This is a genomic window from Amycolatopsis sp. NPDC049253, from assembly GCF_040678995.1.
Classification (GTDB): domain Bacteria; phylum Actinomycetota; class Actinomycetes; order Mycobacteriales; family Pseudonocardiaceae; genus Amycolatopsis.
In genome coordinates this window covers 766,409-786,231 of the sequence record NZ_JBFAQX010000001.1, presented here as the reverse complement: position 1 = coordinate 786,231, position 19,823 = coordinate 766,409, and the positions used below count along the sequence as shown (strand labels likewise).

Below are 19,823 nucleotides of genomic sequence, written 5' to 3'. Positions count from 1 at the left end.
GCCACCACAATCAGTCGGGCTGGATCCACGACACCTGCACGAGCTGCCTGCCGTTCTTGCGGCTGAGCATCACGCCCCGGCCCGGCGGCATCGCGGCGGGCCGGATGTTGCCGATCAGCACGCCCTCGTCCTTCGAGCCGTTCATGACCATGCCCGGCGCCGCGATCTCCTTCAGCTTGCCGATGACCGGGTCGTAGGAGGCCCTCGACGCACCACCGGTGCGGCGCACGATGATCAGGTGCAGGCCGACGTCCTTCGCCTGGGCGAGGAAGTCCGCCAGCGGCTTGAGCGGGTTGGACGTCTGCGTGGCCACCAGGTCGTAGTCGTCGACCAGGATGAACAGCTCCGGTCCGGTCCACCACGACCGGTTCCGCAGCTGGTCCTGTGTGACGTCCGGGCCGGGCAGGCGCCGGGTCATCGACCCGTGCACGTCCTTGACCATGCTCTCCAGCTGGTTCGACGACACGGCGTACCCGAGCAGCGAGTCGCCCTCGAGGAAGCCGAGCATCGTGCGCCGGTAGTCGACCAGGAGGATCACACCCTCCTGCGGCGAGTAGCGCTCGGCGATCCCCCGGCCGATCTGGCGCAGCAGGTTCGTCTTGCCCGACTCGCCGTCGGCGAACGCGAAGAAGTGCGGCTCGGCGTCGAAGTCGAGGTAGACCGGCGAGAGGTCGTCCTCGTTGACGCCGAAGGGCACCAGCTTCGTGTTGCGCTTGGAGTCGATCTTGAGGACTTCGTCGTAGGTGATCATCTCCGGCAGCAGGCGGACCTGCGGTGCGGTGCGGCCGCGCCAGGCGCCGCGGATCTTCGCGACGGCGTCGGCCACACCCGCGGCCAGCGACTCGGCGTCGCTGGAGCCGTCGATGCGCGGCAGGCCCGTGAGCATGTGCAGCTTGTCGCGGGTCAGACCACGGCCGGGGCGCCCGGCCGGGACGTTGACCGCGACGCGGCGGTCGATGTCCGACTCGGTCGGGTCACCCAGGCGCAGCTCGAACCGCGTGCCCAGCATGTCCTTGATCGCCGGGCGCAGGTCGGCCCACCGGTTGGCGGAGATGACCACGTGGATGCCGTACGACAGACCCTGCGTGGCCAGCCGCGTGATCGACGCCTCGAGTTCGTCGAAGTCGTCGCGGATGGCGCGCCAGTTGTCCACGATCAGGAACGCGTCGCCGAACGGGTCCTGCTCGGCGGGGATCTCGCCGCGGCGCTTGCGGTTGCGGAACTCGGTCATCGAGTCGATGCCCATCGCGCCGAACCGGCCTTCGCGCTCGGTCATGAGCGTGGTCAGCTCGGCCACGATCCGGCGGGCCTTGTCCGGCTCGCGCCGGGCCACGGCCACCCCGCCGACGTGCGGGAGGTCCGCGATACCGGCGAGCGTGCCACCACCGAGGTCGAGGCAGTAGAACTGCACTTCCTCGGGCGTGTGCGTGAGCGCCATCGACATGATCAGCGTGCGGAGCATGGTCGACTTGCCGGCCTGCGGACCGCCGGCGATCACCGCGTGCCCGGCGGCACCGGAGAAGTCGGCCCACAGCAGGTCGCGCCGCTGCTCGAACGGCCGGTCGACGATGCCCAGCGGCACCTGCAGCCGGCCGTTGCCGAAGAACCCGACCGGGGACAGGCCGCGGTCGTCGGTGGGGTTGAGGTTCGGCAGCATCGTGTCGAGCGAGTTGGACTCGTCCAACGGCGGCAGCCACACCTCGTGCGCGGGCGGGCCCTGGCCGATGAACCGGTCGACCATCACCTCGAGCTCGCTCGGTTCGGTGGCCTCCTCCGACTCCTTCGGCTTCGCCACCTCTTCGACCGGCTCGAACTGCGGCTCCGGCTCGGGCGGCAGCTCGACGAAGTCGGGCACGAACAGCTGCGGGCGCTTGTCCGCGCGCACGACCGTGGCCACCGGCCCGGCCGCCTTGATCCCGGCGGGCCGGTACGGGCCCGACACGTACGACGCCTTGAACCGCACCATCGTGGAGGTGTCGTACTTGAGGTAGCCCGAACCCGGGATCGACGGCAGCTCGAACGCGTCCGGCACGCCGATCGCGGCGCGCGACTCCGCGGCCGAGAAGGTCTTCAGGCCGATCCGGTAGGACAGGTAGGTGTCCAGACCGCGCAGCTTGCCCTCCTCCAGCCGCTGCGACGCGAGCAGCATGTGCATCTGCAGCGACCGGCCGACGCGGCCGATCTGGAGGAAGATGTCGATGAAGTCCGGCTTCGCCGTCAGCATCTCGGAGAACTCGTCGATGCAGATGAACAGCGCGGGCAGCGGGTCGAGGTCGGCGCCGTTCTCGCGCGCCTTCTCGTAGTCCCACACGTTCTTGTAGTTGCCCTTCGCCAGCACTTCCTGGCGCCGGGACACCTCACCCGCGATGGCGTCCTTCATGCGGTCGACCAGGGTGAGGTCGCCCGCGAGGTTGGTGATCGTGGCGGCGACGTGCGGGGCCTTGTCCAGGCCGAGGAACGTCGCACCACCCTTGAAGTCGACGAGGATCATGTTGAGCGACGTGCTCGAGTGCGTGGCGAGCAGGCCCAGCACCAGCGTGCGGAGGAACTCAGACTTACCGGAACCGGTCGCCCCGATGCACAGGCCGTGGGGGCCCATGCCCTCCATCGCCGCTTCCTTGATGTCCAGCTCGACGGCCTGGCCGTACTCGCCGACACCGAACGGCACGCGGTAGCGGTCGCGCACGGGCCGCGGGCGCCAGGCGCCCTGCACGTCGAACGTCATCGGGTCGCCCGGGATACCGAGCAGCTCCAGCAGCGTGGGGTTGGACAGCAACGGCTCGTCGTCCGACGCCTCCGTGCCGCCGCCACCGCCGACGCGGTACGGCGCGATCAGGCGGGCGAGCGCCTCGGCCTCGACCACCGACAGCGTGTCCGGCCGGCCGAACCACTCGACGCCGCCGGCGCTGCGCGCGCCGAGGCGGTCGGGCTCGACCACGAGCCGCAGGCCGCGGCGGGCCGACAGGTTCCCGAGGGTGTCGGACAGGTCGACCAGCGTGACGCCGACCAGGCCCTCCTCCAGGATGATCTGCTCTTCACGCGTGACCTCGGCGTCGTCGATCACGATCACGACGTGCGGCTGGTCGGGCGCGGGCGTGGCGTTGCGGGAGAACCGCTGCCGGTCGCGCAGCTCCTCGTCGAGCCACTGCTCGATCTGGGCCAGCGAGCCGGCCATCATGCGGAGCTGGCCGATGCCGTCGGACATCGTGGGGTGCTGGACGTGCGGGAGCCACTTCGCCCACTCCCACTCCTCCTTCGCGCGGCCCGCGGTGGCGATCGCGATCATCACGTCATCGGGGCTGTGGAAGGTGACCAGCTGCGCGAGCATCGCGCGGGTGAGGCCACGCGTGAGCGAACGCTCGCCCTGCATGCTCACGGCGGCGAACCCGCGCAGGGTGATCTGCGTGGGCAGGTCGGGCACGATCGAGTGCGCGCGCACGAACCGGCGCAGCGCGAGGGTGGCGATCGGCTCCAGCTCGTCGACCGGGCCGGTCTGCGGCGGCACGAGCCGCGTGGCGAGGCGGTGGGAGCTGCGGCCGACGCGCAGGTGCAGGAAGTCCTGGTCGTTCTGCCGGCGTTCCCACATGCGGCGGCTGGCCGCGAGCGACCACAGCGACTGCGGGTCGGGGTGCACCCACTCGAGCGCGGCGCGCTGGTCGACCATCGCCTCGCGGGCGCGGTCGCGCATCTGGCCCAGGTACCGCAGGTAGTCCTTGCGGTCCTCGTCCATCTCGGCCTTCTTCTGGCCACCGCCCCGGCCGCCACCGCCGGCGAGCATGCCGACGGTGCCCATCAGCATCATGCCGCTCATCATGATCGTGGTCGGGTTCTTCCCACCCGCCGTGAACATGAAGACCATCATCCCGAGCGACGCGAAGATCATGACGCCCGGAATCGCCTTCGCGACGATGTTGCCCGGGATCGTGCGGGGTACTTCGGGTGGGGGCTCGAGGTGCACCTCGCCGCCCGGCGGGCGCGGCGCCGCCAGCCGCGGCGACTTCTTGAACTGAAGCGTGCTCATCGAAGGACCCCTCTATTCCAACTCGACGATTGCCGGCCGGCTCCCGCGCTCGGGCGCGCGTGACAACCTATCGAACGTCGCCGGGGAAATCCGGCCAACGCCCGCAAGTGCACCGCGCTTGCCCCCTCATCGGATACCGACGGATACCGGCACGTCCGGCATCTCGCCCGCGAACCCGTTTCCTCTGATCACCGGAGTGTACGACCCACCACCGACAGCGAGGACCCGAATCGACCGATCCCACCTGGTCGCGCGGCCCGTCCGTCGTCCGGCCGGTGTACTTTCGCCAGGGATTTTCGGACAGTCGATGATCCCGGCCCCGGGGTTCGGTATAAGTTCCCCCGGGAGCTGACTCTTCAGAGCGGGGGCATCTAGTGGCAACGGGCACGACGGTATTCAGCAGGGTGACGGTGGTCGCGCCGAACACCCGGATCGACGTCGCGCTTCCGGCCGACGTCGCGGTGGCCGACCTGCTGCCGATGCTGCTGGAGATGGCCAAGGAGACCTCGCCCGACGGCGGTGCGCGCCACGGCGGCTGGGCGCTGGCCAAGCTCGGCGACGCCCCGCTCGACCCGAGCCGCACGCTGGCGTCCCTCGGCGTCGTGGACGGCGAACTGCTGCAGCTGCGCAAGCGCAACGAGAACCCGCCGCCGCCGCTGTACGACGACGTGGTCGACGCCATCGCCGAGTCGACGCCCGACAGCTTCCGCCCGTGGACCAAGGAGACGGCACGCCGCTTCGGCCACGTCGCCGGCGGCCTCGCGCTGTTCATCTCCGCGCTGGCGCTGTTCATGAGCGGCTCGCTCTACGGCGGCAGCGCGCTCGGCGCGGCCATCGCCGGCGGCCTCGGCGCGATCGCCTGCGTGGCGGTCGGCGCGACGCTCGCGAAGGCCTACCAGGCCGAAGCCACGGGCGTGCTGATCGCGGCCGCGGGCGGCCTGCCGCTGGCGTTCGTGAGCGGCTTCTACATCGTGCCCGGCCTTTCGGTGCGCGCGAACCTTTTGCTGGGCGCGGTGCTCGTGCTCATCGTCTCGGCGGTCTGCATCCTGATCATCGGCGCCGGCATCCGCGTGTTCATCGCCGCGGCCACGGCCGGCGCGTTCGGCGCGATCGCGTTCCTCGTCGCCATGCTCGTGCCCAGCGCCACCACGGCGGGCGTGGGCGCCGGTGCGGTCGCCGTTTCGCTCGCCTGCATCTCGATCCTGCCGCGCGCCACGATCTGGCTCGCGAAGCTCCCGCTGCCGCACGTGCCCAGCACCGCAGAGGAGCTGAAGGAAGACTCCGGTTTCCCGGACTACCAGGCCATCGAGCAGCGCACCGCGGTCGCCCACGACTACATGACCGGCCTGATGATCGGCTGCGGCGCCACCACGGCCGTCTCCGCCGTGCTCGCCGCGACGGCGCCGGGCTACTTCGGGATCATCCTCGGCGTGGTCGCCACGCTCGTGCTGCTGCTGCGCGCCCGCGCGTACGCCAACGGCGCCCAGGCGATCGCGCTGCTGACCACCGGCATGGTGTCCGCGGCCGGCATCCTCGTCGGCTGGCTCTTCGCCACCACGGCGGAATACCGGCTGCTGTACGTGTTCGGCGCCCTGATCGTGGTCGCCGCGGGCTCGCTCGTGGTCGGCGTGATCTTCCCGAACCAGCGCTTCTCGCCGCCGCTGCGGCGCACCGTGGAGATCCTCGAGGCGATCTGCATCGCGGTCGTGCTGCCGCTCGCGCTCGGCGTGATGGACCTCTACACGACGCTGCGCCACCTGAACCTCAAGTGAGGCAGCAGATGCGCGCGCGACGTCCGTTCGTCCGGCGGCTCAGGATCGGTGGCCGCACGGGTGTCGTCCTGCTCGCGGCCGGGCTCGGGGTGCTGTCGCCGTTCGCGCTCGTCTCGCCCGCGTCGGCCCAGCAGGGCTCCGACGCCGCGGGCACGTGGGCGACGCCACCACAGGTGGACGAGAGCGCGCTGCCGCCCGACGAGCGCAAACCCGACCAGCCCTACCAGAAGAAGACCGAGTGCGTGAAGCGCAGCCTCGGGCAGAACATCGAGATCAACACGATCCCGTGGGGCCAGAGCTACCTGCAGCTGGACAAGGCCCAGCAGATCGTGCGCTCGGCCAAGGGCACGGTCGGCGGGGGCATCACCGTCGCCGTGGTCGACACCGGCGTCACCCCGCACCCGTGGTTCCAGGGCCGGGTCGAAAGCGGCGGTGACTACGTCGCGACGCCCGACAACGGCGCTCAGCCCGGCCTGCAGGACTGCGACGGCCACGGCACCGAGGTCGCCGGCATCATCGCGGGCAACCCGCAGGACCCGAAGGTCGGCTTCATCGGGGTCGCACCCGACGCCACGATCCGTTCGTACCGACAGCTGAGCTCGAACTACGCGGTCGATCAGAACGCCTCGAACAACACCGGGCAGCCCAGTGGCGGCACCGGCACTCCGCCTGGCAACCAGAACGGCAGCACCCCGCCCGGTGGCCAGAACGGCGGTCAGCTGCCCGGCACCGGCGGTGGTGGCGGCGAGGTCGGCGGGACCGCTCCCCAGCAGGACGACAAGGGTGACACCCGGCAGCTGCAGAAGGAAGGCACCGCGGGCACGCTGAAGACGCTGGCCGAGATCATCCACGGCATCGCCGAACGGGGCGAAGCCAGCGTGATCAACATGTCGGTGGACCACTGCCGCGCAGCCGACGGGGCTGGCAGCATCCAGGCGGGCGAACAGCAGGTGCAGGCCGCGGTGAAGTTCGCGGCCGACCACAACGTGGTGGTCGTCGCCGCCGCCGGCAACGTCTCCGACGACTGCCCGCAGAACGACCAGGCCGACCCGAACAAGCCGCGCTCGATCGTCACGCCGCCGTGGTTCGCCGACGACGTGCTGTCGGTCGGCGCGATCGACGAAACCGGCGGCGTCGCGTCGTTCAGCGTGCACGGGCCGTGGGTCGGCGTCGCCGCGCCGGGCACCGACATCGTGTCGCTCGACCCGGCCGAGGGCTCGACGGGCCTGGCCAACCTGACCATCGAGGGCACCCAGCAGTCGCCGATCCAGGGCACGAGCTTCGCCTCGCCGTACGTGGCCGGGGTGGCCGCGCTCGTGCGCCAGATGTATCCGCAGCTCACGGCCCGCCAGGTGATCCAGCGCATCGAGGCCACCGCGCAGCACCCGGCCGCCCCGGGCGGGCGCGACGACTTCGTGGGCTACGGCGTGATCGACCCGGTGGCCGCGCTCACCGCGAACCTGCCCAACGACGTCGGCATCCTCGCGGCACCGAAGCCCGTGGTGCAGACGGCGAAGCTGCCGCCGGCCGACTCGATGAGCTCGACGCCGATGATCGTCGCGCTGGCCGGCACCGGCGGCGGCGTCGTGGCACTGCTGATCACGCTGTTCGTGATGCACACGATCCGGCGCAACCGCCCGACCGGCCCGCCGAGCTGAGCAGTATCCGTCCGAAGACGCTGAAGGGGCCGTACACCGCGGAAAAGCGGTGGGCGGCCCCTTCCGGTCAGTGCTGGGGTTTCTTGGCCTTGGCGGGCTTCTGAGGGTCCTCCCCGATCACGGGTGGCGTGACCGGCGCGGGATCGCCGAGAAGCTCGGAAGGCTTGGCGGGCGTGCGGTTCTTGGCCTGGCGCGAGCCGCCACCGCCGCCCATTCCGCCGCCGCCCATGCCCATGCCGCCCATCGGCATCATGGGCATCATCGACATGCCGCCGGACTCGTTCTGGGCGGCTGGGGCGGGCGCCGGGGCGAGGCCTTCCGGCCCGACCGGCGGCACGCCCGCCTGTCCCTGCGTGAGACGAGGGTCGGCGCCGGTTTCCTTGCCCTGGTGGGGTTCCTCGGCCGCGGACGCCGAAACGGAGTCGTCGGCCGACGGGGCCGTGGCGCCGGCGTGGGCCGGTGCGGTCGCGGCGTCCGCGCCGGTGTGGGTTGCGGCCTGCTGAGCCGCGCCGTCGTGCGTCGGCTCCTCCGATGCGGACGGCGCCGCGGTGACCGCCGAGTGCTGCGGTGCCGGCGCGGAATCGCTTTCGTGCAGCCGGAACTGCTCCTGCGGGTAGTGCTGCCGCACCGCGATGCTCGACTGCTCCCCCGCCGGCGCGTCCACGCCGTTGCACAGCTGCGCGAAGTGCTGCAGCACGTCTTCCGCCGCGTCGTAGAGCGACTTCACCGACTGCTCGGTCTCGCGCAGCTGCGTGCGCGAGCGGCTGACGCCGCCGACCGGCAGCATCGCCGACTCCGACAGCAGGTCGGCCGAGTCCACGAGCACGTCGGTGGCGTCGCCGACGATCTTGCGCAGGGATCCGGACAGCTCCTCCAGTGCGCCGGCCAGTTCGTCGAGCGCGTCCTCGACGCCTTCGCTCGCGGACCGGATTTCGCCCAGGTAGGTGACAAACGCGTCGGCGTCCTCACCGGACCACGACGCGTCGAGCCGGCCCAGCTCGTCGGCCAGGTCGGCGGAAACGCCGCCGGCCGTCTTCGCCGCGGCGCGCAGGCGTTGGGCTTCCTCGTCGAGCTCGGTCCAGCGGCCGACGAGCGGCCGGTAGTACGTCTCGACGGGGTCGGTCACGCCGAGCTCACCGGCGAGCTCGGACACGAACGTCAGCGACGGCTCCGTCACGACAGCCCCCCGGCACGCTTGATCTGCTCCGCCGCGTCGGCGTCACGCTGCGCGTGGCCGGCGGTGAGCTGGTCCAGCGCCTCCGCGGCCGACCGCAGCGCGGCCGCGCCCGCCTGCAGCTGCCGGCGCAACGCCCCGGACGCCCGCGCGTACGACTGGTCCAAACCGAGGCGGCCACCGAGCTCGCCGTACGCCTCGGCCGTGGTCGCTCCCGCACCGACGCCGCCCGCGGCCGTGTCCAGCTCGTCGGCAGCCAGCGCGACCTTGGCCGCGTAGCCGCCGACGACTTCACCGTCGATGTTCAGCGCGTTGTTCCCCGCTGCCACGACATCCCTCCGCTCACCCGACTGTCTTCGAGTGTGACGGACGCGAACCCGCTTCAGTTCCCCGCCGGTTGCCCCGCCTGCTGGTTGGCCGGCGACTGGAACGAGCCGGCGTTCGGGTCGATCGGCACGGAGTCGAACTGCTTCATCACGTTCTGCGTGTTCAGCGACGAACCCGTGGGCAGCAGGCCGATGATCGACTCCGGCGCCGGCAGCGCGTCGGTCAGGCCGAGCGCCGCGGCCGTCGCCTGGTCCGGCACGCCGTAGCGGAGGCCGCGGTCGCTGATCAGCTGGATCGGGCCCTTGAAGAACGTCGCGCTCGACTCGGTGGCCGACTGCACCACGGCGCCGAAGCCCGGCGGCATGTAGAAGCCGGTGATCGGCAGGCCGTTCGGGCCGGTGGTGCTGATGCTCTGGACCTTGCTCGAGCCGTCGGCGTTCGTCGTCTCGGCCGGCAGGCCCTTGCTCACGTACACCGAGGTGTGGGCCGTCTTCTTGTTGACGTCGAACGACCAGCCGAGGCACGCCACCGGCGAGCCCTGCGTGGCGTCGAGCACGGTCGGGGTCTGTTCGGGGTAGTTGTCGACCTTCACGAACCCGCTGTCGGTGGGCTGCAGCCGGCGGACGTTGTTGATCTTCTCCAGACCGAGGTCGGTGATCTTGCTCCCGCCGCCGTTCTTCGCCACACGCACGATGTCGGCGACCGCGGACGACACCTTCTGGATGCCGTCCCGGGTGATCAGCCAGAAATCCGTCGGCGCACCCGACGGGCTCGTGGAGAACACGTCGCCGACGGTGAGGCCGTCGAAGTCCTGCGGCGGCGTCTCACCGGCGCCCGGGACGACCGGCGGCACCAGCTTGCCGACGTCGGGGATCGCGTTGAGGAACGCCTGGGAAGCCTTGCGCGCCTTGGCCGGCAGCTGCAGCGCCGCCCGTACCGGGTCGTTGTCGCCGAGGTCGACCTCGGCGCGCACGGTGTTGGCGTCGGGCCGCGCCTGCGTGGCCGCCAGGCGGTAGATCAGGTAGGTCTTGCCGTCGTCCGCGCGGCCGAGCAGAGCCTGGCCCCGGTCGAGCTCCGTGCCGACGTTCGCCACGCCACCGATCACGGTCGTGTCGGTGCGGTTCACGCTGTCGGGTAGCGGCAGCCGGGTGTCGAGCTCCACCTGGTCGCAGACCGCCCAGTTGGGCGAAATGCGCTGGGTCGTGTCGGGCAGAAGTTGTGGCCCATCGGGAATGCCGGTCAGCTTCTCCCGCGGAATGTTCTTGAGCTGTTCATCGGAGACGACGGTCGGAATCACCGCCGCGGCCGGCGCCGCATTAGCCGCGGCGGGCTGCGCTCCGCCTTGTGCGCCTTGCGTCTGCTGCTGCGACTGCGCGAGCAGGATCAGGCGCGCGGAAGCGAGGTTGAACGTCGGAATCAGTTTCTGCGGATTTCCCGTGACCACGTAAACGGTGCCGGACTGCTCACCGATCACGATGCCGCCCGACGCGGGCACCGACGGAGCGGGGCTGAGCAGGGCGATCAACACGAAAACGACCGCGCCGAGCACGCCGAGGATCACCCCGACGACGGTCGCCCGCGAGTGTGTCCGCATCGGGTCGTGGAGCATCACCGCGTCGCGGCGGACGAGCGCCGACTGCATCCGGCGCATGACGAACTTGTAGGCCTGAACCTGACTCTTAGTCGTGGGTGTTGATGGCATTCTCGACCTACAGTCCTCCCCGTCGCGGTACGGTTCCGCAGGATAGCCGTACGGGGACCGTCTGGTGTGGGGTTTCTACCAACTCAAGCTAGGGTCGGACACCTCGGGACCGGCTTTCCGGGAACGTAGCACTCACGAGGGGAAGAGAACGCGCGGATGTCCGTCACCACGCCTCCACGTCCGCCAGGGCCCCCCGGGCCACCGCCGCCCGGAGGACGTCCTCCGGGCCCGCCGCAGCGGCCGGGCAGAGCAGGCGGACCGGGCGGACCTGGTGGCGTGCCGGGCGGTCCTGGCGGCCCCGGCGGAGTTCCGCGTGGACCCGGTGGACCTGGCGGCCCCGGTGGACCCGGCCCCCGTGGCGGCGGCCCGGGCGGCCCCGGTGGACCTGGCGGCCCGGGGGGACCCGGCGGCCCCGGAGGTCCGGGGGGACCTGGCGGGCCCGGTGGACCTGGGGGACCCGGCTCCGGCGGTTCCGGCCCTGACGGCCCCGGTCCCGGTGGCTCGCCGCAGGGCGGTGGCACCGCGACCGCGACGCGCTTGGCGCCGCCCTCGCGTCAGCGGTCCGGCGGCATCAACCTCGGCCCGCTGCCCGTGGCGAACCTCGTGCTCCTCGAGGTGGGTGTCGCGATCGGACTCGTGCTGCTCGCCATCAACATGGAGCAGCTGAAGTACATCGCCATCGGCGTCGCGGCCGTGTTCCTCATCTTCGCGTTCCTGCGCTGGGGCGGGCGCTGGTTCACCCAGTGGCTCGGCCTGACACTGCGCTACCGCTTCCGTTCGCACGACCGCGTCGCGACCCCGCCGCCGCCCAGCAGCCTCGAAGAGCTGGCCGCGGAGAACACCACCGTGACGGGCCCGGACGACGCGCGCGTGAACCTGCTGCGCCTGGCCGTGCCCGATCTCGTGGTGGCGCACGGCGTCGACCACGAGCGCCAGCAGGTCGGCCTCGCCTGGAACGACGGCACGTGGACGGCGGTGCTCCTCGTGGAGCCGACGCCCGCACTGATCACCCAGGCCGGCGGCGCGCCGAGCCTGCCGCTGTCGGCGCTCGCGCCGTGCCTCGAGGACCGCGGTGTGGTGCTCGACTCCATCCAGATGATCTGGCACAGCTACCCGGGTTCCGCGGCGCTGCCGTCGGACTCGCCGGCGCTCAGCTCGTACATGGAGGTGCTCGGCCCGCTGCCCGCGGCGGCCCGGCGCACCACGTGGATCGCGATCCGTCTCGACCCGCGCCGCTGCCCGGAGGCGATCCGGGAACGCGGTGGCGGCGTCGTCGGCGCCCACCGTGCGCTGATCGGTGCGCTGTCGCGCGTGCGCAACGCGCTGGAGTCGCAGGGCGTGCCGACGCGGCCGCTGGACCCGGACGAGTTGCTGCGCGCCAGCATCTCCGCCGCGGAGCTCACGGCCGTGGCGGGGTCGTCGACGAAGGTCACGCTGCAGGAGAGCTGGACGGGCGTCACGGCGGCCGGCATCGGGCACTCCAGCTACGCGATCACGAGCTGGCCCAAGGGCAAGATCACCGGCAGCCTCGACGCGCTCACGAGCGTGCGCGCGCTGTCGGCCACGGTCGCCATGTCGATTTCCCCCGCGGCGGACGAAGGCCGGATCGGCCTGCGCGGCGTGGTGCGCGTGAGCGCCCGCAACCCGCGTGAGCTCGAGGCCGCCGACCAGCGACTCAAGTCCATTTCGGAGCGCCTCGACGTCGACCTGACGCCGTTGCGCGGCCTGCAGATCTCGGCGTTCGCCGCCACCCTGCCGATCGGAGGTACGGCATGAGCACCCGCCTTCGCGACGCCGGGCAGAACCCCGGCGTGGCCCCGGAGTTCACGGTCGACCCCGCGATGCTCGACGCGATCAGCCCCTCGGGCGACCGCGGCGGCATCGTCCTCGGCTCGGGCCTGAAGGGCGAACCGCTCACCATCTCCGCCCTGCGCTCCACGCCGACGCGCATCGTGCTCGTGGGCGGGCTGTACCTGGCCCGTCAGGTGGCGCTGCGCGCGATGGCGGTGGGCGCGTGGGTGGTTGTGGCCACCGGGCGTCCCGCGGCCTGGCAGGTGCTCTCCCAGGCCGCCGGCAACCGCGACGGGCGGCCGTCGCCCCTGGTGCAGATCCGGCGCCTGTCGCCGGTCGAGCTTCCGCGCCCGTCGGAGGACGCGCCGCTGCTCGTGGTCACCGACGGCGGCCCGACCCCGCAGGACCTCTTCCCGCCGCGCTCGCCGTGGCAGACGACCGTCTACGTCCTGCCGTACCTGCACCCGCAGGCCGGCGCGACGGCCAACGCCGCGGACCTCGTGCTGATGCAGCGCCTGCCCGCCGGACAGGCCGAACTGGCGGCCCGCATCTGGCGCCTGCCGCCGCAGATGATGCGTCAGCTGACCACGCTCAAGGACGACCAGGTCGTGGCCCTGGGCCGCAACCTGTGGCGGCCGCTGCGCCTGGTGACGACGCAGAAGGAACAGCAGCTGCTCGGCCCGGTGCGCCGGGGCGACTGAGCCGGTTTCGCTTGTGGTGAAGGCCTCCTCGACGCGTTCGAGGAGGCCTTCGCTGTGTTCAGGTCAGGAACTCGGCGACGGCACCCGGCGCCTCCCGCATCGCGTTGTGGGCGGTGGGGAGGTCGTGGACGCGCCAGCCCGGATCGGCTCGGAGCCGGGCGCGGAGTCCGGCGAAGGGGGTGCTGTCTTCCCAGCCGGAGCAGTAGACGAAATCGCGCCGGGGCACGCGATCGACGGCGCCGGTGAGCCGGATCGTCTGCACCAGCGAGGCGAGGGGGTGGGGACGGCGGCGGGGATCGCCGCCGTGTGGGGCGCGGTACGGCGGACTGACGGCGTGGCCCGTGCCGGCCGCACCGGCCACGAACGACTGCCGGTACGCCTCGGTGGTCAACGACCAGCACGAGTCGCCGTCGCGCGGCACGTAGGCGTCGAGATGAACCAGCCGGGACACTCGCCCGCCCGCGCGGTCGGCCGCGGCGGAGATCACCATCCCGCCGTAGCTGTGGCCGACGAGCGTCGCTTCGGTGATGCTGGCGCGATCCAGGAGGCTCACGACGTCGTCGGCGTGGGTGTCGAGGTTGGCGCTCGCCACCGTCACGTCGTCATCGTCGGGCCGCAATCCCGTCAGGGTCAGCGCGTGGACGGTGTGCCCGGCCCGCTCCAGCAGCGGGACGACCGACTCGAACGTCCAGGAACCGTGCCACGCACCGGGCACGAGGACGAACGTCGTCATGGCAAATCTCCTTCTCGGCTCGCGATCGAGGACCACACCAGGTCATCACGCCCGCAGCGTGGCTCACCACCGGCAAGCCGCCCCGTGATGCCCGTTCGCCGCCAAGTTCGGCTCCGGCCGCCGCGAGCCCGCTAGCGGCGCGAAAGCACGTGTGCGTCGAGGAAACCCCGCTCGGACCGCGGGTCGTGGACGAGCCGGGCGGACTCGGCGAGGCCGGCGGCGGTCAGCAGCCCGGCGAAGCGGTCGACCGGCCAGCTGTAGGCGGGCGCGACCTTGTGGTCGAAGCGGACCGGCTCCGGGCCGTCGGTCGCGAAGAACGAGACCAGGGCCAGCCCGCCCGGGGCCAGCACGCGCGTCAGCTCCGCGAGCAACGCGGGCACTTCCGCCGGCGGGGTGTGGATCAGCGAGTAGTGGGCGACCACGCCGCCGAGGGAGCCGTCCTCGAGCGGAAGGGCTTCGGTCCGGGCCTCGTCGAAGCGCAGCGCCGGGAAGGACTTCCGGGCGTGCTCGACCATGCCCGGCGACAGGTCGAGCCCGCGAGCGGCCAGCCCCTGGTCACTCAGGAAAGCGGTGATGTGGCCGGGGCCGCAGCCGATGTCGGCCACGTGCGAGTTGCCGGTCGCGGCAACCAGTTCGGCGAAGGTGCGGACCATGGTCCGCGTGAACGGCATCGTCTCCAGCTGCCGGTCGGCGAAGAGCGCCGCGTACAGCTCGACGACGCCGTCGTAGGCCGCCCTGGTCCGGTGCTGGTGCTCCGCCTCGTCTCCCACGCGGAGAGAAGCTACAGGTCCTCGGCGGAGCGGACGTTGCGCGTCTGCTCGGCGCGCGCGGCGAGTTCCGCGTCCGGCGGGTAGTCCACGGCGGTGAGCGTGAGGCCGTGGGCCGGGGCGACGGCGCTGTCCCGCGTGCCGCTGGAGAGGACCTCGGCGGGCCAGGAGCGAGGGCGGCGGCCGTCGCCGACCATCAGCAGGACGCCGACGAGGCTGCGGACCATCGAGTGGCAGAAGGCGTCGGCGGAGACGCGGACTTCCAGCAGGTGCTCGTCGAGCCGGGTCCACTCCAGCTGCTGCAGCTCACGGATCGTGGTGCCGCCCTCGCGCTGCTTGCAGTAGGCCGCGAAGTCCTGCAGGCCGAGCAGGGCCGCGGCGGCCTCGTTCATGGCGTCCGTCGACAGTGGACGGCCCCAGGCGAGGGTGTCGTTGCGGCGCAGCGGATCGACGCCCCAGGGCGCGTCCGATACGCGGTAGCGGTAGTGGCGGCGGATGGCCGAGAAGCGGGCGTCGAAGCCCGCAGGGGCGACGCGGGCGCGGAGCACGCGCACGTCGGCGGGCATCAGCTTGTTCCAGCGGCCCGTCATGCGCGTCAGGTCCGGGATGCCGTGCGCGTCAACGGGCACACGGCCGGCAGCGCCGGGCGCCAGCGGGACGACGTCGACGTGCACGACCTGACCGGTCGCGTGCACGCCGGCGTCCGTGCGCCCCGCGACGACCACGGACTTGGGCACGGACGCGCCCGGAGGCTGGCGCTGCAGGGCCGCTTCCAGCTCGGCCTGCACGGTGCGCCGGCCGGGCTGGCGGGCCCAGCCCGAGAAGTCCGTGCCGTCGTAGGAAACGTCCAAGCGCAGACGAACGAGCCCGCCCTCCCCGGAGGGAGTGGCGGGCTCGTCCGGTGTCGACGGTGCCGTCAGGACTTCAGTCCTTCTTGGCGTCCGCGTCGTCAGCGGCCTCGTCCGAGTCCGACGAAGCCGAAGCCTCCTCCGAAGCCGGGGCCTCGGTGGTCTCCTCGGCCGGAGCCTCGGCGACGGCTTCTTCCGACGTGGTCTCCTCGACCACGGCGGCCTCGGCCTGCTTCTCGTCCTTCGCGAACTTCGTCTTGCGAGCCCGCTCGGCTTCCGACGTCACGGTCTTCTCCGCGACCAGCTCGATGACGGCCATGGCGGCGTTGTCGCCCTTGCGCGGCATCGTCTTGGTGATGCGGGTGTAACCGCCGGCGCGCTCCGCGAAGTGCGGACCGATCTCGGCGAAGAGCTTGTGCACGACGTCCTTGTCACGCACGACCTTCTGCACCTGGCGACGGTTGTGCAGGTCGCCCCGCTTCGCCTTGGTGATCAGCTTCTCGGCCAGCGGGCGCACCCGGCGGGCCTTCGCCTCGGTCGTGGTGATCTTGCCGTGCTCGAACAGCTGCGTGGCCAGGTTGGCCAGGATCAGCCGCTCGTGCGCGGACGACCCGCCGAGCCGGGCTCCCTTGGTAGGGGTGGGCATTGGTTCTCCTAGTTCAGCTGCACAGCTCCAGGCCTACGCGGCCTTACAGCTGCTCCGTCTCTGCGTAGTCCTGGCCATCGTCGTGGCCCTCGTCCGAAATCCCGCCGCCGATGCCGGCGACGCTTCCCGACCAGCCCTCACCGTCGTAGCTGGAGGCAGCCGCGGTCGGGTCGAACCCGGGCGGGCTGTCCTTGAGCGCCAGGCCAAGACCGACCAGCTTCAGCTTGACCTCGTCGATCGACTTCGCACCGAAGTTGCGGATGTCGAGCAGGTCCGCCTCGCTGCGCGAGACGAGCTCGCCCACCGTGTGGATGCCTTCGCGCTTGAGGCAGTTGTACGACCGGACGGTGAGGTCCAGGTCCTCGATCGGCATCGCGTAGGCGGCGATGGTGTCCGCTTCCTGCGGCGACGGGCCGATCTCGATGCCCTCGGCGTCGACGTTCAGCTCGCGAGCGAGACCGAACAGCTCCACCAGCGTCTTGCCCGCCGAGGCGACCGCGTCGCGCGGCGTGATCGACGGCTTGGTCTCGACGTCCAGGATCAGCTTGTCGAAGTCGGTGCGCTGCTCGACACGAGTGGCCTCGACCTTGTACGTCACCTTCAGCACCGGCGAGTAGATCGAGTCGACCGGAATGCGGCCGATCTCGGCGCCGGCCTGCTTGTTCTGCAGGGCCGGAACGTAACCGCGGCCGCGCTCGACGACGAGTTCGATCTCGAGCTTGCCCTTGCCGTTCAGGGCCGCGATGTGGAGGTCCGGGTTGTGCACGGTGACGCCGGCCGGGGGCACGATGTCGGCAGCCGTGACCTCACCGGGGCCCTGCTTGCGCAGGTACATGGTGACCGGCTCGTCCTCTTCCGAGGACACCACGAGCTCCTTGAGGTTCAGGATGATGTCGGTGACGTCTTCCTTCACCCCGGGAACGGTGGTGAACTCGTGCAGCACGCCGTCGATGCGGATGCTCGTCACGGCCGCGCCCGGAATGGACGACAGCAGCGTGCGCCGCAGCGAGTTGCCGAGCGTGTAGCCGAAGCCGGGCTCCAGCGGTTCGATGGTGAACCGGGAGCGGGTCTCGTTGACCGTCTCTTCGCCGAGAGCCGGCCGCTGGGAAATCAGCATTTCTTCTGGTTCCTTTCCAGACGACGCCCGCCATATGACGTCGAAGGGATGGCGCGGCGGCGGCGCACCTGTTGCGCCGCCGCCCGTAACTCAGCCCGGAAGCTGAATTACTTCGAGTAAAGCTCGACGATCAGCTGTTCCTGAACCGGAACGTCGATCTGCGCACGCTCCGGCAGCTGGTGGACCAGCACGCGGAGGTTGGACTGGACGACCTGCAGCCACGCCGGGATGGGGCGCTCGCCGAAGGACTCCTTCGCCACCACGAAGGGCAGCATCGAGAACGACTTCGGCCGCACGTCGATGATGTCCCACTTGGAGACCTGGAACGACGGGACGTTGACCTTGACGCCGTTGACCAGGAAGTGGCCGTGGCTCACCAGCTGGCGCGCCTGGCGGCGCGTGCGGGCGATGCCGGCGCGGTAGATCACGTTGTCCAGCCGGGACTCGAGGATCTGCAGCAGGTTCTCACCGGTCTTGCCCGGACGCCGCACGGCTTCCTTGTAGTACCGGACGAACTGGCGCTCGAGAACGCCGTAGGTGTAGCGAGCCTTCTGCTTCTCCTGCGACTGCAGGAGGTACTCGGACTCCTTGATGCGCCCGCGGCCGTGCTGGCCCGGCGGGTAGGGGCGACGCTCGAAAGCCTGGTCGCCGCCGATGAGGTCAACCTTGAGGCGACGCGAAATACGCGTCGCGGGGCCGGTGTAACGAGCCATTTCTTCTTACTCCTCCCCGTTCCTCAGACCCGGCGCCGCTTGGGCGGGCGGCAGCCGTTGTGAGGCTGCGGGGTCACGTCCTGGATGGTGCCGACCTCGAGACCGGCGGCCTGCAGCGAGCGGATCGCCGTCTCGCGGCCCGAACCCGGGCCCTTCACGAAGACGTCGACCTTCTTCATGCCGTGCTCGGCAGCCTTGCGGGCGGCGTTCTCGGCGGCCATCTGCGCGGCGAACGGCGTGGACTTGCGCGAGCCCTTGAAGCCCACGTGACCACTCGACGCCCACGCGATCACAGCGCCCGTGGGGTCCGTGATCGAGACGATGGTGTTGTTGAACGTGCTCTTGATGTGCGCGTGACCGTGCGCGACGTTCTTCTTTTCCTTGCGGCGGACCTTCTTGGCCCCCGCCGCAGTACGAGACTTCGGTGGCATGTTCTGAGGGTTCTCCTGTTAGCGCGCGTTCTCTTGGTGAGCGGCAACCGCTTCGGCCTGACCCCGTCGGATGATCGATCCGGCATCGGTGTACAGGTTCCGCAGCGCCATCGGGCGGGCGTAGAGCGCCTTGGGCGAGACACAAGCCGTGCCGCGACGGTTCCCGCCGCCCATCTGCACGACCTTCTTGCCCTTGACGCTCACTTCTTGCCAGCCTTCTTCTTGCCGGCGACCGTCTTCTTCGGACCCTTGCGGGTGCGGGCGTTGGTCTTGGTCCGCTGACCGCGGACGGGCAGACCACGACGCCAGCGCAGGCCCTGGTAGGTGCCGATCTCGATCTTGCGACGGATGTCGGCGTTCACCTCGCGACGCAGGTCACCCTCGACCTTGAAGTTCTCGTCGATGTAGTCACGAAGCTTGATGAGGTCCTCATCGCTGAGGTCCTTCACGCGGGTGTCCGCGTTGAGCTCGGCAGCAGCGATCATCTGCTTCGAGCGGGTACGGCCGATGCCGTAGATGTAGGTCAGCGCGATCTCCAACCGCTTTTCGCGGGGGAGGTCTACGCCAGCGAGTCGTGCCATGGGCGCTGTAGCTCCTTCTTCGATTTCGTCTTCAGGTCTTCTCCCCGTCCGGTTCCGGAACCGACTCGCCTGTCGTGCCCGCGGCTTGCGCTGCGGGTGTCCCGGCCCCGGCCTGAAGTCCGGGGGTGAACCGGACCGCTCACGCGGCCCGGCAGGTGCGGGGAGGGTGTGTAGCCGTCAATCCGCTCTGCTGGAGTGCGGTGCTCAGCCCTGACGCTGCTTGTGACGCAGGTTCTCGCAGATCACCATGATCCGGCCGTGGCGGCGGATCACCTTGCACTTGTCGCAGATCTTCTTGACGCTCGGCTGGACCTTCACGTCTGTCGACTCTCCTGCTTCTTCTCAGCTCTTCGTGATCACTTGTAGCGGTAGACGATGCGACCACGAGACAAGTCGTAGGGCGAAAGCTCCACGACGACCCTGTCCTCGGGCAGGATGCGGATGTAGTGCTGCCGCATCTTGCCGCTGATGTGGGCAAGAACTTTGTGGCCGTTCTCCAACTCGACGCGGAACATCGCGTTGGGGAGCGGCTCGACCACGCGGCCTTCGACCTCGATGGCCCCGTCTTTCTTAGCCATGTCCTCCGCAATCCCTGAATGCACGCTTGATGCACACAGCGTGATCGGTTTGAGCTCGAGTCCCTTGCTTACTGGGGTGCTGCTCCGGCACACTCCACCCCGACTCCGAGTGTTCGCGAGAGTTCACGAGCGCGCAGGAACCGGCGCGATGAGTACGCCGACTTGACAGTGTACGCAACTCGTGTCGCGACCCCCAAACGGGGGGTAACTGTGCTACAAGCCGGCGCTGGGGCGCCAGGGTTCCAGTATGCCTGAAAAGAGCC

Annotated in this window: 19 protein-coding genes; 4 read left to right on the top strand and 15 right to left on the bottom strand. The window is 70.6% G+C overall.

Annotated elements, in window-relative coordinates:
* Positions 1 to 10: 10 nt before the first annotated feature.
* Complete coding sequence (gene eccCa, locus AB0K15_RS04020) at positions 11 to 4,021, bottom strand: type VII secretion protein EccCa (protein ID WP_364045248.1); 4,011 nt, start codon at positions 4,019 to 4,021, stop codon at positions 11 to 13.
* A 404-nt stretch (positions 4,022 to 4,425) separates the two neighbouring features.
* Here eccCa and eccD point away from each other — a divergent pair, with 404 nt between their 5' ends.
* Together eccD and AB0K15_RS04010 are read left to right on the top strand one after the other, a co-directional pair.
* Positions 4,426 to 5,793, top strand: a complete 1,368-nt coding sequence (gene eccD, locus AB0K15_RS04015; RefSeq protein ID WP_364045246.1) for a type VII secretion integral membrane protein EccD — start codon at positions 4,426 to 4,428, stop codon at positions 5,791 to 5,793.
* Between the two features lie 8 nt (positions 5,794 to 5,801).
* Entirely contained in the window at positions 5,802 to 7,451 is a 1,650-nt protein-coding gene (locus AB0K15_RS04010) for a S8 family serine peptidase (RefSeq protein ID WP_364045244.1), read from the top strand.
* 67 nt (positions 7,452 to 7,518) lie between these two features.
* Here the strand turns inward: AB0K15_RS04010 and AB0K15_RS04005 are convergent, their stop codons facing one another.
* From AB0K15_RS04005 to eccB, 3 genes are read right to left on the bottom strand one after another with little or no spacing between them, the layout of a single operon-like run.
* Positions 7,519 to 8,628: a WXG100 family type VII secretion target gene (locus tag AB0K15_RS04005; protein ID WP_364045242.1), complete on the bottom strand. Its 1,110-nt coding sequence runs from the start codon at positions 8,626 to 8,628 to the stop codon at positions 7,519 to 7,521.
* Entirely contained in the window at positions 8,625 to 8,954 is a 330-nt protein-coding gene (locus AB0K15_RS04000; RefSeq protein WP_364045240.1) for a hypothetical protein, read from the bottom strand. Before AB0K15_RS04000 ends, AB0K15_RS04005 begins: the two co-directional genes overlap by 4 nt.
* Positions 8,955 to 9,007: 53 nt before the next feature.
* Positions 9,008 to 10,654, bottom strand: coding sequence for a type VII secretion protein EccB (gene eccB, locus AB0K15_RS03995; RefSeq protein WP_364045238.1), 1,647 nt, complete (start codon positions 10,652 to 10,654; stop codon positions 9,008 to 9,010).
* A 591-nt stretch (positions 10,655 to 11,245) separates the two neighbouring features.
* Between eccB and eccE the strand changes: the two genes are divergently transcribed.
* The gene (gene eccE, locus AB0K15_RS03990) at positions 11,246 to 12,430 is read left to right on the top strand and encodes a type VII secretion protein EccE (protein WP_364045383.1); all 1,185 of its coding nucleotides are present in this window, start codon (positions 11,246 to 11,248) and stop codon (positions 12,428 to 12,430) included.
* Positions 12,427 to 13,146, top strand: coding sequence for a hypothetical protein (locus AB0K15_RS03985; RefSeq protein WP_220246102.1), 720 nt, complete (start codon positions 12,427 to 12,429; stop codon positions 13,144 to 13,146). The genes eccE and AB0K15_RS03985 overlap by 4 nt, the downstream gene beginning before the upstream one ends.
* Before the next feature lie 58 nt (positions 13,147 to 13,204).
* Here AB0K15_RS03985 and AB0K15_RS03980 read toward each other — a convergent pair whose 3' ends face one another.
* The 11 genes from AB0K15_RS03980 to infA form a co-directional block, all read right to left on the bottom strand.
* A complete protein-coding gene (locus AB0K15_RS03980; RefSeq protein ID WP_364045236.1) occupies positions 13,205 to 13,879 on the bottom strand; it encodes an alpha/beta fold hydrolase in 675 nt (224 codons plus the stop codon).
* A gap of 131 nt (positions 13,880 to 14,010) precedes the next feature.
* Complete coding sequence (locus AB0K15_RS03975; RefSeq protein ID WP_364045235.1) at positions 14,011 to 14,649, bottom strand: class I SAM-dependent methyltransferase; 639 nt, start codon at positions 14,647 to 14,649, stop codon at positions 14,011 to 14,013.
* An 11-nt stretch (positions 14,650 to 14,660) separates the two neighbouring features.
* Complete coding sequence (truA, locus tag AB0K15_RS03970) at positions 14,661 to 15,497, bottom strand: tRNA pseudouridine(38-40) synthase TruA (protein WP_364045233.1); 837 nt, start codon at positions 15,495 to 15,497, stop codon at positions 14,661 to 14,663.
* A 73-nt stretch (positions 15,498 to 15,570) separates the two neighbouring features.
* Complete coding sequence (gene rplQ, locus AB0K15_RS03965) at positions 15,571 to 16,140, bottom strand: 50S ribosomal protein L17 (RefSeq protein ID WP_364045231.1); 570 nt, start codon at positions 16,138 to 16,140, stop codon at positions 15,571 to 15,573.
* Positions 16,141 to 16,183: 43 nt separating this feature from the next.
* On the bottom strand, positions 16,184 to 17,257 hold the full coding sequence (locus tag AB0K15_RS03960; protein ID WP_285970652.1) for a DNA-directed RNA polymerase subunit alpha: 1,074 nt from the start codon (positions 17,255 to 17,257) through the stop codon (positions 16,184 to 16,186).
* Positions 17,258 to 17,364: 107 nt separating this feature from the next.
* The gene (gene rpsD, locus AB0K15_RS03955) at positions 17,365 to 17,970 is read right to left on the bottom strand and encodes a 30S ribosomal protein S4 (protein ID WP_326568113.1); all 606 of its coding nucleotides are present in this window, start codon (positions 17,968 to 17,970) and stop codon (positions 17,365 to 17,367) included.
* A gap of 23 nt (positions 17,971 to 17,993) precedes the next feature.
* The gene (gene rpsK, locus AB0K15_RS03950; RefSeq protein WP_004558885.1) at positions 17,994 to 18,401 is read right to left on the bottom strand and encodes a 30S ribosomal protein S11; all 408 of its coding nucleotides are present in this window, start codon (positions 18,399 to 18,401) and stop codon (positions 17,994 to 17,996) included.
* Positions 18,402 to 18,419: 18 nt separating this feature from the next.
* Positions 18,420 to 18,605, bottom strand: coding sequence for a hypothetical protein (locus AB0K15_RS03945; protein ID WP_285970654.1), 186 nt, complete (start codon positions 18,603 to 18,605; stop codon positions 18,420 to 18,422).
* Positions 18,602 to 18,982 carry a 30S ribosomal protein S13 gene (rpsM, locus tag AB0K15_RS03940; RefSeq protein ID WP_204091690.1) on the bottom strand — a complete coding sequence of 127 codons (381 nt, stop codon included), beginning with the start codon at positions 18,980 to 18,982 and terminating at the stop codon, positions 18,602 to 18,604. Before rpsM ends, AB0K15_RS03945 begins: the two co-directional genes overlap by 4 nt.
* Before the next feature lie 204 nt (positions 18,983 to 19,186).
* Entirely contained in the window at positions 19,187 to 19,300 is a 114-nt protein-coding gene (gene rpmJ / locus AB0K15_RS03935; protein ID WP_004558882.1) for a 50S ribosomal protein L36, read from the bottom strand.
* A gap of 38 nt (positions 19,301 to 19,338) precedes the next feature.
* The gene (infA, locus tag AB0K15_RS03930) at positions 19,339 to 19,560 is read right to left on the bottom strand and encodes a translation initiation factor IF-1 (protein WP_004558881.1); all 222 of its coding nucleotides are present in this window, start codon (positions 19,558 to 19,560) and stop codon (positions 19,339 to 19,341) included.
* Between the last annotated feature and the right edge of the window lie 263 nt (positions 19,561 to 19,823).